The sequence below is a fragment of the Streptomyces roseirectus genome, assembly GCF_014489635.1.
Taxonomy (GTDB): Bacteria; Actinomycetota; Actinomycetes; order Streptomycetales; family Streptomycetaceae; genus Streptomyces; species Streptomyces roseirectus.
On sequence record NZ_CP060828.1, the window covers coordinates 3,991,689 to 4,004,762 of the forward strand.

Annotated in this window: 10 protein-coding genes and 1 riboswitch; of the genes, 4 read left to right on the top strand and 6 right to left on the bottom strand. The window is 72.4% G+C overall.

Translation table 11 applies throughout. The features are described 5' to 3' along the window. Window positions 1-37: 37 nt before the first annotated feature. Both IAG44_RS16475 and IAG44_RS16480 read right to left on the bottom strand, forming a co-directional pair. Window positions 38-1,249, bottom strand: a complete 1,212-nt coding sequence (locus tag IAG44_RS16475; protein ID WP_187747855.1) for a LolA family protein — start codon at window positions 1,247-1,249, stop codon at window positions 38-40. Between the two features lie 255 nt (window positions 1,250-1,504). Then, window positions 1,505-2,515, bottom strand: coding sequence for a polyprenyl synthetase family protein (locus IAG44_RS16480; RefSeq protein WP_187747856.1), 1,011 nt, complete (start codon window positions 2,513-2,515; stop codon window positions 1,505-1,507). Between the two features lie 462 nt (window positions 2,516-2,977). Continuing rightward, a riboswitch (cyclic di-AMP (ydaO/yuaA leader) is annotated at window positions 2,978-3,155 on the top strand. A 3-nt stretch (window positions 3,156-3,158) separates the two neighbouring features. Between IAG44_RS16480 and IAG44_RS16485 the strand changes: the two genes are divergently transcribed. After that, on the top strand, window positions 3,159-3,623 hold the full coding sequence (locus tag IAG44_RS16485; RefSeq protein ID WP_187747857.1) for a transglycosylase SLT domain-containing protein: 465 nt from the start codon (window positions 3,159-3,161) through the stop codon (window positions 3,621-3,623). 100 nt (window positions 3,624-3,723) lie between these two features. Here IAG44_RS16485 and IAG44_RS16490 read toward each other — a convergent pair whose 3' ends face one another. Then, entirely contained in the window at window positions 3,724-4,551 is an 828-nt protein-coding gene (locus IAG44_RS16490; protein WP_187747858.1) for an HAD family hydrolase, read from the bottom strand. A 440-nt stretch (window positions 4,552-4,991) separates the two neighbouring features. On the opposite strand from IAG44_RS16490, the gene IAG44_RS16495 reads away from it, so the two are divergent. The 3 genes from IAG44_RS16495 (at window position 4,992) to IAG44_RS16510 (ending at window position 8,820) form a co-directional block, all read left to right on the top strand. Next, window positions 4,992-6,086 carry a GNAT family N-acetyltransferase gene (locus IAG44_RS16495; RefSeq protein WP_187747859.1) on the top strand — a complete coding sequence of 365 codons (1,095 nt, stop codon included), beginning with the start codon at window positions 4,992-4,994 and terminating at the stop codon, window positions 6,084-6,086. Between the two features lie 288 nt (window positions 6,087-6,374). After that, window positions 6,375-7,952: a glycosyltransferase family 2 protein gene (locus IAG44_RS16500; RefSeq protein WP_246561785.1), complete on the top strand. Its 1,578-nt coding sequence runs from the start codon at window positions 6,375-6,377 to the stop codon at window positions 7,950-7,952. Between the two features lie 91 nt (window positions 7,953-8,043). Then, a complete protein-coding gene (locus tag IAG44_RS16510; protein WP_187747860.1) occupies window positions 8,044-8,820 on the top strand; it encodes a polysaccharide deacetylase family protein in 777 nt (258 codons plus the stop codon). A gap of 182 nt (window positions 8,821-9,002) precedes the next feature. Here IAG44_RS16510 and IAG44_RS16515 read toward each other — a convergent pair whose 3' ends face one another. From IAG44_RS16515 to IAG44_RS16525, 3 genes are all read right to left on the bottom strand, one after another. Then, a complete protein-coding gene (locus tag IAG44_RS16515) occupies window positions 9,003-10,163 on the bottom strand; it encodes a glycoside hydrolase family 26 protein (RefSeq protein WP_187747861.1) in 1,161 nt (386 codons plus the stop codon). Between the two features lie 137 nt (window positions 10,164-10,300). After that, a complete protein-coding gene (locus IAG44_RS16520; protein ID WP_187747862.1) occupies window positions 10,301-10,726 on the bottom strand; it encodes a hypothetical protein in 426 nt (141 codons plus the stop codon). Next, window positions 10,723-12,972: a glycosyltransferase gene (locus tag IAG44_RS16525; RefSeq protein WP_246561787.1), complete on the bottom strand. Its 2,250-nt coding sequence runs from the start codon at window positions 12,970-12,972 to the stop codon at window positions 10,723-10,725. The genes IAG44_RS16520 and IAG44_RS16525 overlap by 4 nt, the downstream gene beginning before the upstream one ends. Between the last annotated feature and the right edge of the window lie 102 nt (window positions 12,973-13,074).

Below are 13,074 nucleotides of genomic sequence, written 5' to 3' on the forward strand. Positions count from 1 at the left end.
ATCCGTGACGACGCGGTGGGCGTTCGTACAACCGTACTTACTTCGCCTCGGCCGCCTTCACCAGGGCATCCTTGGTGACCGCGCCCACGTAGACCTTGCCGTCGTCGGTGACCAGGGCGTTGACGAGGCGGGTGGAGAAGACGGTGCCCTTGCCGAAGTCGCCGGAGACCTTGTCGCCGAAGGAGTCGAGGAAGCCGCCGAAAGCGCCCGCCTCGGGGGCGCCCGTGGCGGGCATGCCCTCGGTGCCCGTGTCGTACGTGGCGATGGACGTCCAGCCCTTGCCGAGGACATTGAGGCCGGTGAGGTCCTTGCCGATCTCGTCCGCGCCGGGAGCCTCGTGGCCGGGCGCCTCCTCGCCCCGGACGGTCTCGCCCTGGGTGACCTTCGCGCCCTTGGGCGGGGTGAAGTCGAAGGTGGACGCGGCCGGCTTGGCGAACGTGACCTGGGTGAAGCCGGCGTCGACCACGGCCGCGCCGCCGCTCCTCGGGGTGAGCGTGAACTTCAGCGGGAGGCCGGTCTTCGCGTCGACGGCGATGCTGATCGCGCCGACCGTCGTACCGGACTGCTTGGGCTTGACCAGGAGCTTGTACGCGTCGCGGCCCGCGACGTGGACCGTGCCGTCCACCGTCACCGACGTCGTCGGGTCGACCGCCTTCAGGGCCTCTTCGGTGAGGTCCTTCGGGGTCGCCGGGGCCTGCGACTCCTTGCGGGCCCGCTCGGAGAGCGTCGAGTGGTAGACCTCGTTCGACCCGCTGTCGTAGCCCCAGACGTCCTTGCCGTTGTGGATGAGGCTGTACTCCGCCGCGTTCTCCAGCAGGGAGATCTTCTGCTTCTCGGGGCCGTCGGTCGCGACGCGGACCGTGTGCGTGCCCGAGACGAGTTCCGTCATCTTGGCCGTGGGGTCGGCGGCGGAGGCGTCCGAGCCGCCGGCCGCGTCGGAGAGGAAGCCGTCGGCCAGGCCGCCGAGGTCGGGCAGGCCGAGGTCGGTGGTGATCTTCACCGTGCCGGAGAGCTGTTCGACGTCCGAGGCGGCGACCTTGTCCAGGAGCTGCTGGGCGGTGATCTCCGGGAGGTCCGGGTCGCCGGAGTCGGCGATGGCGGGAACCAGACCTATGGTGGCGGCGGCCACGCCCACGACCGCTGCCGGAACGACGTACCGCGCGGCCGTCCTGCGGCGGCGGGCCCTCGCCTCGTCCGCGTCGGCCTCGGTGATCAAAGCCTGGTTGTCGTCGGATGCGTTCGGTGCCATGTGTGCCTTACCTCCGTCGTCGGCGGCGGCCGGTGGGCAGCGTCCTCGCCCCACCCCTGACCGCCATTCTCACCCGGATCGGTGAGTCCTGGTTCTGGGTCCGTGCATCCATCAGACCAAACCGGACCCGTCAGCGGCGTCACCCCGCAGAGTCAACTCCGTGTACTCCTGCGGTATGACACTCCACGCCGCCGTCCCGTAGTCCTCTCAGGGGTGGCGGCGTCATACCTGAGGCCGAGGAGGGGGAGATCGCGGCTACCCCGCCCGGTGCACCACCGCGTCGCACATCTCCACCAGTGCCAGCTTCGCGTCGCAGTCGGGGAGGGGCGCCAGGGCGGAGCGGGCCTCCTCGGCGTAGCGGACCGTGTCGCGGCGGGCCTGTTCGAGGGCGGGGTGGGCGCGCAGGGCGGCCAGGGCCTCGGCGTGGCGGGCGTCGTCGGTGAGGTCGGAGTCGAGGAGTTCGCACAGGGCGATGTCCTCGGCGAGGCCGAGGCGGGCGGCGCGCTCGCGCAGGCGCAGGACGGGGAGGGTCGAGATGCCCTCGCGCAGGTCCGTGCCGGGGGTCTTGCCGGACTCGTGGGAGTCGGAGGCGATGTCCAGGACGTCGTCGGCGAGCTGGAAGGCGACGCCCAGGCGCTCGCCGTACTGCGTGAGGACGTCGACCACCGTCTCGTCGGCGCCCGAGGTCATCGCGCCGAAGCGGCAGGAGACGGCGACGAGGGAGCCGGTCTTGCCGCCCAGGACGTCGAGGTAGTGGTCGACCGGGTCGCGGCCGTCGGTCGGCCCCGCGGTCTCCAGGATCTGCCCGGTGACGAGCCGTTCGAACGCCTCGGCCTGGATGCGGACGACCTCGGGGCCGAGGTCGGCGAGGATCTGGGACGCGCGCGCGAAGAGGAAGTCGCCCGTGAGGACGGCGACGGAGTTGCCCCAGCGGACGTTGGCGCTCTCCACGCCGCGCCGCACCTCCGCCTCGTCCATGACGTCGTCGTGGTACAGCGTGGCGAGGTGGGTCAGCTCGACGCCGACGGCCGACGGCACGACACCGGGCGCGTAGGGGTCGCCGAACTGTGCGGCGAGCATCACCAGAAGTGGCCGGAAACGTTTGCCCCCCGCGCGCACGAGGTGCTGCGCGGCCTCCGTGATGAAGGGGACCTCGCTCTTGGTGGCTTCGAGCAGGCCCTCCTCGACGGCCGTCAATCCGGCCTGGACATCGGCTTCCAGTGCCTGGTCCCGCACGCTCAGCCCGAACGGCCCGACGACGGTCACGAGGGATCTCCTGTCTGCTGTTGCCCACGGGCGACTGTTGGCGATTACACGGTTTGTCGATAGGTCGCTGACATCACTCAAGTCAGCGTATCCGGTCACGTTTCGATCACCGATAGCCCCCACGGTTACAGCACGGGCGCTATCGGATCACGCCTGGTATGTAGCTGATCAGCCGATACTGCATGGCATTTTCCGACATGAATAACTTGTGCCCATTTGTCGCTATTGCCATTTCGTGAGTTGAGTCACGGGCGCCTCTCTCGCCCGACTCCGTCGAGTACCCCGTTTCCCCGTGTCCACGTTGACCAGTTGACACTTGACGATCGCAAAGGATCAAGCGGCCCATAGCGCTCAGAGCAAGGTCAATGGGGACGAGATGTGAATCCGACACTTGTTCCGGACATGTGCTCTCGCATACGTTCCGCCGGGTCGGGCGGACGCCCAATCCTGCCGCCGCCCGTCATCTCCCCATCGACGACCCACTCGCGCACGGCAGGAGCGGGGGACCCAGGTAGTACGCCGTCCGGACACGTCTCCGGACGGCTAGGGGTGAAGCCGTACCGCCGTCCCCGGCGGTCCGGCCGGGCACCTCCCCGCCCGAACCCGACAGCTCACCTCGCAGGCGCCGGAGAGGAACATCGCCATGCCTGCAATCCGCAAGAAGCGTCTCGTCCGGGCCCTCGCCGTCGCCGCCACCGGCACGGCCCTGCTGGCCCTCCCTGTCGTCGGCGCGACCAGCGCCTCCGCGGCCACCGGAAGCCCCTCGTCGTCCACGGTCGCCGGGTACCCGGACAACCTGGACGGCTGGATCCGCGAATCCCTCGCGATCATGGCCCAGAAGGGCATCCCGGGCAGCTACGACGGCATCTACCGCAACATCATCCGCGAGTCGTCCGGCAACCCCTACGCCATCAACAACTGGGACTCCAACGCCGCCGCAGGCACGCCCTCCAAGGGCCTGCTCCAGGTGATCGACCCGACCTTCCAGGCGTACCACGTCGCCGGGACGGCGTACGACCCGTACGACCCGGTCGCGAACATCACCGCCGCGTGCAACTACGCGGCGGCGGTGTACGGGTCGATCGACAACGTGTACGGCGCGTACTGAGCGAACCTCCCTCCAGGAGCCCCGGTTTCGGATCGGGGCTCCTACCGGACACGTGTCTCTAGGGAGCACGTTTCGAAAGCGCGCTCCCCAGGGGCGTGCGTCACGGAAACATCCGTTCAAGGACGATCGCCACTCCGTCGTCCTCGTTCGACGACGTGACCTCGTCCGCCACGGCCTTCAGCTCGGGGTGGGCGTTGGCCATCGCGACGCCGTGGGCGGACCACTCGAACATCGGGATGTCGTTCGGCATGTCACCGAAGGCGACCGTGTCCTGCGGGTCGATCCCGAGGCGTTCGGCGGCGAGGGCGAGGCCGGTGGCCTTGGTGACGCCGCTGGGCTGGAGCTCGACCGTGCCGGGCCCCGACATCGTGACGGTGGCGAGCGAACCGACCGCCGCGCGCGCGGTGGCCGCCAACTCGTCGTCCGAGAGCGCGGGGTGACGCAGCAGCACCTTGCTGATCGGCTCGCACCACAGGTCCTCGCGGCGTCCCACGCGCAGCGCCGGGAGCGTCGGGTGCGGCATCAGGTAGCCCGGCTCGATCAGCGTCAGCCCGTCGACGCCGTCCTGGTCGACGGCGGCGTACACCTGGCCGACCTCCGCCTCGATCTTGCCGAGCGCGGTCTCGGCGAGTTCACGGTCCAGCGTGACGGACCACAGGAGGCGGTCGGCGCCGGCGTCGTACACCTGGGCGCCCTGGCCGCACACCGCGAGCCCTCTGCCCCGCAGGATCTCCAGCAGGGGCCGCACCCGGGGGGCCGGGCGGCCGGTCACCACCAGGTGCCGCGCGCCGGCCTCCACGACCCGCTGGAGGGCGTTCAGCGAGCGGTCGGAGAAGGTGTCGTCGGCGCGGAGCAGCGTGCCGTCCAGGTCGGTGGCGACGAGGGCGTACGCGCGCGTGCCGGAAGCGGGGGTGGTGGGTGCGGCCATGATCAGAGAATACGGACCGCACCGGCCCCGGGAGGCTCAACGGACCGGCTCGCCCCGGCACGCGCTGATGTCCCGCCCGTGGCCTCGTCGGCCGTCCGGGGCGGGACTCGTCGGCGCCCGCGCGCGAGGAGGCCGGAAACCGGTCGCCCGGCAGGGACGGAGGGGGTGCGCGGGGCGGCGGGGAAGTGGGGTCGGCGCACACGCGCGGTGGAGGGGTGATCGGGTGCCCGCGCGTGGGAGCGAGGGGCGGATCGTGGCGCCCGCGCGTAGGCGGTCGGTCGCTGCCTGAAACCTGGGGTTCGTCATCGAATCGCCGTCGAAATCCCCACAGTTCCGCGAAGACTGCACCGGTTGGCAACAGCATGCGGTGCTATCTACCGCTGGGGCGGTCTGGAGAGGTACCGTCCAAATGTCCAGGGGGGACTTGATCGGGGGGTCAGGTGAACAGTGGGCGCATTCGTGTGCTGCGCGCGCAGGAGTTGGGCGAGGGGGACCGGGAGCGGTGGCGGGCGCTGCGCGCCGCGTCGCGGGCGCCTCGCAATCCGTTCATGGAACCGGAGTTCGCCGACGCGGTGGGGCGCGTGAGGGCGCGTACCCGGGTCGCGGTGGTGTACGAGGGGCGTGAACCCGTCGGGTTCCTCCCCCACGAGCGCGGTCCGCTCGGCATGGGCCAGGCCCTCGCGTACGGCGTGTCGGACGCCCAGGGCGCGGTCCTGGCGCCCGGACTCGGCCTGGACGCCGCCGAGTTGGCGCGCGCGTGCGGCCTGTCGAGCTTCGCCTTCGACAACCTGGAGGCGGACCAGGGCCTGTTCGTCCCGCACGCCGCCGCCGAGTACGCGGCGTACGTCATCGACGTCGAGAAGGGCTACGACACCTACGAGGCCGTGCTGCGCGGCCAGTCGCCGAAGTTCCTGCGCACGACGCTCGCCAAGGAGCGCCGACTCGGCCGCCAGGCGGGCGAGTTGAGGTTCGTGTTCGACGAGCGGGACCCGGCGGCGCTGCGCACGCTCATGGCGTGGAAGTCCGCGCAGTACCGCCGCACCGGCCGCCGCGACCGGTTCGCCCAGGAGTGGATCACCCGCCTGGTCGGGCTCCTCGCGCGCACGCGCGCCCCGGAGTGCGCCGGCACGCTCTCCGTCCTGTACGCCGGTGAGCGGCCCGTCGCCGCGCACTTCGGGCTGCGTTCGTCGACCGTCCTGGCCTGCTGGTTCCCCTCGTACGACACGGAGTTCGCGAAGTTCTCGCCGGGGCTCGTGCTGCACCTGCGGATGGCCGAGGCAGCGGCGGCCGAGGGGATCGGCACGCTCGACCTGGGGCGCGGGGCCGCCGAGTACAAGGACGCGCTGCGGACGGGCGAGATCCCCGTGTACGAGGGTGCGTGGACGCGTGCGGGCGCGGGGGCGGCGCTCTACTGGCTGAGCCGGGAGCCCGCGCGCCGGGCGCACCACTTCGTGCGCGGGCGCCCCCGGCTCGCGAACGCCGCCGCGCGCGCGCTGAGGAGCGCCGGGCGGCTGCGGGGGACGTCGGGGGCGTGAACGTCGGGGGCGCGAAGGGGGTTGCCGGGGAGCCCGGGAGCGGGGGCCGGGGGCTGGCGGCTGGCGGCTGGCGGCTGGCGGCTGGCGGCTGGCGGCTGGCCACGGGAGCCGACCGGGACATCCGGCGCGAGGGCTCGACACGTGGGCTCGGCGCGCGGGCTCGGCGTGGGTGTCCCGCGTGGGCATCCGCCAATGCCGTCCGGCACGGGAGTCCGGCACGGGAGTCCGGCAGGCGCAGGCGGCGTCGCGAGCGTGGCGCCGGAGGGGTTCATGGCATCAGGGGGGTTCATGTCCCGTACGACCCGTACAACCCGCGTGGAGGCCGAGATACGGCGGTTCCTCGCCGTCCGGCCGGTGCAGGTAGCCGAGTTGGACCTGACCGGCGGGGGCGCGACCCTGAGGCCCGGTCCGGGTAGCCCGCCCGTGACCTCGGGGCCGGTGTTCGTCCTGGTTCGCAGGGACGGACGGCCGGTCGGCACCGTCGTCGGGGACGTCCCGGAGGGGGCGGACCCGAAGGCGACGCTCACCGCACTGGCCGAGCAGGTGAACGGCCCACCGCCGGAGGCGACTTCGCCCGGCCCGCCCCCGTACGCCACCGTCGTCATCGCCACCCGCGAGCGTGCCGGGAAGCTGGTGCACGCCCTCGACTCGATGCTCGCGCAGGACCATCCGGGGTTCGAGATCGTGGTGGTCGACAACGCGCCCGCGACGGAGACGACCCAGGACCTCATACGGGAGAAGTACGCCGAGCGGGTGAGGTACCTGTGCGAGCCGATGCCGGGGCTCGCGCTCGCGCACAACACGGGGCTGGCCGCCGCGCGCGGGGAGGTCGTCGCGTTCACGGACGACGACGTCGTCGCCGATCCGCGCTGGCTCACCGAGCTGACCTCGCCGTTCACCTCCGACCCGCGTCTCGGGTGCGCGACGGGGCTGATCCTGCCCGCGCGGCTGCGCACCCCGGCGCAGGTCCTCCTTGAGAGCCACGGCGGCTTCTCGAAGGGGTTCGCGCCGAGGACGTACGACCCCGCCGCGCCGCCCTCCGACGAGCCCCTGTTCCCCTTCACCGCCGGGCGGTTCGGGTCGGGGGCCGGCATGGCGTTCCGTACCTCGGTACTACGGGACGTAGGGGGCTTCGACCCGGCGACCGGCGCCGGGACCCTCGCGCGCGGGGGCGACGACCTGTACGGGTTCGTCCGCGTCCTCGCCCACGGGTACCGGCTGCGCTACACGCCGTCCGCCCTCGTCTGGCACCACCACCGGGAGACGTGGCGGGACCTGGAGACGCAGGCGTACGGGTACGGGGCGGGACTCGGGGCGTACTTGACGGCGGTGCTCGTCAACAGCCCCGGGCTGTTGCCCGCGTTCCTCGCCAGGGTGCCCAAGGGGGTGCTGTACGCACGGGCGTTGACAGCCAGCCGGGCGGCGGAGGGGGGCCGGGGTGGTTCGGGAGGGCTGGGGGGCTCGGGGGGCGCGAACGGTTCTGGAGGCACGGACGGTTCTGGGGTCGCGGACGATTCCGGGGCTCGCGGCGAGGAGAAGTCGGAGGCGCGTCAGGGTGGTGTCTCGGGGGCGCGTTGGGGTAGTGAACCGGGAGCGGACGTCGGCTCCGGAACTCGTCAGGGCGCCGGCGCTGGACCTCGCCGAGACACCGGCTCCGGCTCCGGCTCCGGGACAAGTCAGGGTGACAGCTCAGGGGCGCTCTCAGGGGCGCGTCCAACTCCCGTCGTCCCCGGTGCGCACGGTGACCGGGATCATCCCTGGCCCCGTCGGCTCTCGCGGCTCCAGCGGCGCGGGATGCTCTACGGCCCGATCGGGTATCTGCGGGCGCGGTGGGCGCTGCGCCGGGCGAGAGGAGGGGCGCGGTGAGCGGGAGTGAGGGCGTCAGAGGGCGTGCGACGGGCAGGGCCGGGGCGTCGTCGGGAGGGGGGCGGTGAGCGGGGGCGAGGGTGTCATACCCGTGCTCCTCTACCACGCCGTGATGGCCGAACCCCCGGACTGGATCGCCGAGTTCACGGTGTCGCCGGGGCTGTTCGGCGAGCATCTGGACGCGGTCGTCGACAGCGGCCGGACGCCGGTCACGATCAGCGCGCTCGCCGACTTCCTGGCCGGGCGGGCGGAGTTGCCGCCGAGGCCGGTGCTGCTGACGTTCGACGACGGGTTCGCGGACCTGCCGGGGCCGACCGCGCAGGCGGTGTTCTCGCGCGGGCTCACCGCGACCGCGTACCTCACGACCGGGGCCATCACCCCCGGCGAGCGCAGCCTGTTGCCGCCCGCGCCGATGATGACGCTGGGCGGGGCCGTGGAGTTGGAGCGGGCCGGGATGGAGATCGGCAGCCACACCGTCACCCACGCGCAGCTCGACACCCTCGCGCCCCGCACCCTCGCGCACGAACTGCGCCATTCCCGCGCGGTGTTGGAGGACACCCTCGGCCATCCGGTCCGCCATCTGGCGTACCCCCACGGTTACAACGACCGCCGAGTGCGCCGGATGGCCGTCGCCGCCGGGTACGAGACCGCGACCGCCGTACGGCACGCGCTCAGTTCGGAGCGGGACGAGGCGCACCGCATCGCGCGGTTGATCGTGCGTCGGAGTCATACCGCCGGGGACGTCACCGACTGGCTCTCCGGTAGGGGGGCGCGTATCGCGCCGTACCGGGACGCGCCCCGGACGGTGGCGTGGCGGTGGTACCGGAAGGGGCGGGCGGTGGCGCGGGGGCCGGTGTTCGCGGGGTGAGGACGAGGTCCCGTAGGCCGTGAGAGCCAGGGGCGAGGCCGGTCCGGAGGCAGGTCCGGAGGGGTACGGGCGATCCCGTACCCCTCCGGTACTACGGCAGCTTCGTACCCCCAGTACTACGGGAGCTTCGCCGCCAGTACCGCGGCAGCCCCGTGCCCCTCGGTACTACGGGCGGCCCCGTACTACTTCAGGGGCTGGTTGAGGTACGGGTCGGAGACCGCCTTGCGCAGGCTCGCCCACGCCCGGGAGCCGGCTACGGCGAGGTCGCAGTGGGGGCCGGGGTCGCGGTAGTTCCACTGGAGGGCCGCCTTGACGCCGGTCAGCTTCTTGAGGACCGAGGGGACCTGGGCGTACCAGTCGGCCTGGCGGGCGGGGCGGCTCGGGTCGTTCGCCGTGCCGAACTCGGAGAGCATCAGCGGTTTGTCGTCGGAGATGTTCTTGCGGATCCAGTCGTGGGTGGCCTGCTGGGTCTGGGCGAAGGAGAGCCAGTCCGCCTTGTGGCACCGGTAGTAGTTGTACTGGTTGTAGGCCACCCAGTCGACGTAACCGTCGCCCGGGTACATGCGCTTGATGAGGCCGGCGTGGCCCAGGTACCCGGTGGAGATCCAGGTCCACACGACGTTGGTGACGCCGAGTTCCCTGAACCGGTCGTGGATGTGCCGGTAGGCCCGTACGTAGTCCTCGGGAGTTCCGCTGGACGGGGTACGGGTGTCCATCTCCAGGTCGAAGGAGAGGAAGACCTTCTTCCCGTACGACTTGAGGCGCCTGGCCTGGACGTCGATGACGGACGCGTCGAAGTCGCCGGCCGTGATCTGCTTCCACGTCGGCTGCTGGGCCGCCGTGCCGCCCCAGACCTTGCTCTCCCAGGAGAGCAGCAGCAGCCGGTCCTCGCCGACCTCGCGCTCCTCGTCGGTGAGCAACTGCCCTTCCCTGCGCACCCCTTGGACCGGGGACATGTCGTGGTAGGTGTAGACGATGTCGAGCGGGCGCCCCACCTGCTTCTCGTACGCCCTCACCTTCTCGGGCAGGTCGCCCTTGCTGTGCGGCACGAACGCCCCGAACCACGCGCCGCAGGGCGGTTCGAGGAGCGCGGTGGGGGCGCACCGGCCGCCCTGTGCGGAGGGCCGGGAGCCGACCTGCCCCTGGTCGCCGGTGGAGTCGTCCCGGAGGAGTAGTACCGCGGCGAGGGTGACGCAGGCGGTCAGGGCGGCGGTGATCAGCAGGTGCCGGGGGCGACGGTTCGGGCCGGAGCCGGGGCGGCCACGGCGTCGTCCGCGGTGTCGTCCTTGAGGGGTACGGGTCGTAGGGGGTGTACGGGTCGTACGGGTTCCGTTCGCCCACACCGGACCGGCACCGGCGCTGGTTCCGGCTCCGGCTCCGGCTCCCTCTCCGGTCGTACGGGTATCAGAGGGGCGCTGCCCCGTGATACCCGGGCGGTACACAGGGCGTCGGCGGGCGTCTCGCAAACGGTGGAGCCACCTCACAGGGCAGTACCTTTCGCAGTCCTCGGTGGGGAGGCGCGCAGGCGCGGGCAGAACGCCGCGACGGTGGTCAGCAGCGTGAGGGTGAGCAGGACGCGCTGCGCGCTGAAGGCGTGCGTGGCAATGAACACCGTCCCGGTGATCAGGACGGCGGCCACGCTCACGAAGACGGTCAGCATCAGCCGCTCCAGCAGGTCGGAGTGGCGTTCGAAGGCCGGGTCCCGGCGCTCGACGGGCCCTTCGGCGGGCCGCGCCGCGAGCGCGGGCCCGCAGATTCTGACCAGGGCCGCGCCCGGCCCCGCCGCCAGGAACAGCACGACGGCGGCGCCTCTGAGCGGGGACCCGCCGGGCAGCGCGAGGGAGCTGACGGCGAGCCAGCCGGCGAACGGCGCCGCCGTCCGGACGGCGAGTTCCTGCGGGGTCATCGGGCCGTCTCCTTCAGCACGTACGCCACGCCCGCGTCGTTGGCCGCCACCCGTTCGAACAGGGGCGACGCGGCGACGGCGGCGCGGATGTGGTCCAACTGGGCTTTCGTGAGCAGGCCGTTCATCTCCGAGTCGGCGTACTGGCCCTGGGAGAGGACCAGATAGGCGCGGGCCGGAGGGTCGACGGCGGACATGTCGGAGGCGAGCGTGGCGGCGGGGCTCGCGAGGATCCGCTCGACGTGCTCGCGGGCGTCGTCGAGGAACCAGTAGTGGTCGACGCGCCAGTAATCCGCGTACGCCAGTGGATAGTTGCGGTCGGCGGCGACGACGAGGGAGCCGTCCGGCGCGCGGTCGAAGACCTCCTGGACGAGGCGGACCTCGGCCGGCGGGAAGTAGCTGATGCGGTCCTTGCCGGAGTAGCTGGGCACGAACGCGAGGGTGCCGGCGAGCAGCGCGGCGAGCGGCAGCCAGACGTAACGGCGCCCCCGCGTACGGGGGTTGAGTTCGTTCGCGGTGAGCGTCCGGACCTGCGGCAGGAGCGCCGCGGCGGCGAAGAACGCGGCGCCGGGCAGCATGAACATCAGGACGCGGAAGATCATCTCGCTGCCGTAGCTGCTCGCCGCGAACATCGGCAGCGGGGCGAGAGCGAGGAGCAGCAGCGGGAACGCGCGGTGGCGCAGCACCGGTTGGCGCCACACGCCGAGCGCCGCGAGCAGGATGACCGACGCCGACAGGAGGCGGGCGACCCAGGAGGTCACGATCGCGCCCGTGCCGGTCGGGGTGGCGCCGTAGCCCGTCTCGACGTTGCCGCCGATGTCGCCGACCGAGCGGAGCATGTCGGGCATCGTCGCCGAGAGGAACGGCAGCGCGGCGGTCAGGCACCAGGCGAGGAAGAGGGCGACCGTGGTGACGACCGGGACCTTGTCGCGGTAGCGGCGCGCGAGGAAGAGGGCCGCGAGGGAGATCACCAGCATGCCCGGGGTGAGCTGGTGGGTGATGACGATCGCGGTGACGAACAGGGTGAGGACGACGGTCCACACAGCCGCGCGGGGACGGTCGTCGGGGGCACGGGGGTCGGAGGTACGGGGGGCGGCGTACCTCCTGAGTACTACGGCGAGGACCCCCAGGTGCAGGGCGAAGGCGACGGACTGGGGGGAGAAGTAGTCCTGGCCCACCCAGTTGCCTACGCAGAACAGCCATACCGCCGTCCAGACCAGGCGCCGGTCCTCCGTGAACGTGCGGTAGATCAGCAGCAGCGGGAGCAGCAGCATCAGGCTGGAGACCAGGGGCCACCAGGCCATGAAGTGGGCCGCCGAGTCGACGCCCAGGAGGCGGACGAGGGCCGCCTGCGCGGCGAAGAAGCCCGGCCACTGGTCGTAGACGGCCATGTCGCCCAGGACATCCGCGCTCTGGAGGCGGCCCGAGGTCAGCAGGTGGTCGATCACCGCGTCGTGCTTCCACGCCCACGCGTACAGGGGCGTCGGGTACAGCACCGCCTGCGTCGCGCGTTCCACCACCAGCAGGCCGACGACGTACGCGGGCGCCCACGCGGGGTGCCTGCGGCGGGGGCCGGCCAGCGTGGACCAGAAGCCGGCCGTCAGGACGACCAGGGCGATCCAGAACGTCGGGTGCAGCGCCGTGACCAGCCCGAAGTCGTCCAGCTTCCCGACGTCCGTGTGCCGCACGGCGTACGCCCACAGGGCCAGCGCCCCGGCCAGGCCCAGCGCGGGCCACAGCGCGGAGTGGTACCAGGGGTGGGCGGGGGGTAGGTCGGCCAGGTCGGTCGGGGGGTCTTCGGGGTGGGGGGTGGCGGGGGGTTCGGGTACTAGGGGGCGTACGGGGTGGGGCGTGGACGGTGCTGTGGCCCCCGGGGTGCTTACGGAGGTCGCTGCGGACGTGGCCCTCAGGGGGGTTACGGGACCGGCTGCGGGCGTTCCCTGGTCCCCCAGGGGAGTTACGGGGCCCCCCGGAGCGAGAGCCGCGTCCCCCGAGGGAGCTACGGAGAGGGACGGTGCGACGAAGGAGGTTCCGGGGCCGCCGGGCTCCCGTGCCCCGAAGGCGACGTCGGATCCGCCCGCGGCCCACCGCCCCACGCTCCCGGGCATCCGCGCGCCGAAGACGTCCCGCTGCGTCTCCCCGCCGCTTCCCTCCGCCTCCCCGCCGGACCCGGGCCACTCCCCCGCCCGCGCCTGCCCAGCCGCGTCGGGCCACCGCACCACAGACGCGCGCGCCGCATCGCCGGGCAACCCGCCAGCACCCTCCGGCCCTCCGGCGCCCTCCGATACGACCCCCTCCGGCACCCCAGCCCCGTCCACCCCCGCACCCGCGCCCACACCCACCGCCCCGGC

Coding starts and splice junctions, on each gene's coding strand:
- IAG44_RS16475 (WP_187747855.1), bottom strand. CDS start 1,249: ATGGCACCGAACGCATCCGACGACAACCAGGCTTTGATCACCGAGGCC.
- IAG44_RS16485 (WP_187747857.1), top strand. CDS start 3,159: ATGCCTGCAATCCGCAAGAAGCGTCTCGTCCGGGCCCTCGCCGTCGCC.
- IAG44_RS16490 (WP_187747858.1), bottom strand. CDS start 4,551: ATGGCCGCACCCACCACCCCCGCTTCCGGCACGCGCGCGTACGCCCTC.
- IAG44_RS16500 (WP_246561785.1), top strand. CDS start 6,375: ATGTCCCGTACGACCCGTACAACCCGCGTGGAGGCCGAGATACGGCGG.
- IAG44_RS16520 (WP_187747862.1), bottom strand. CDS start 10,726: ATGACCCCGCAGGAACTCGCCGTCCGGACGGCGGCGCCGTTCGCCGGC.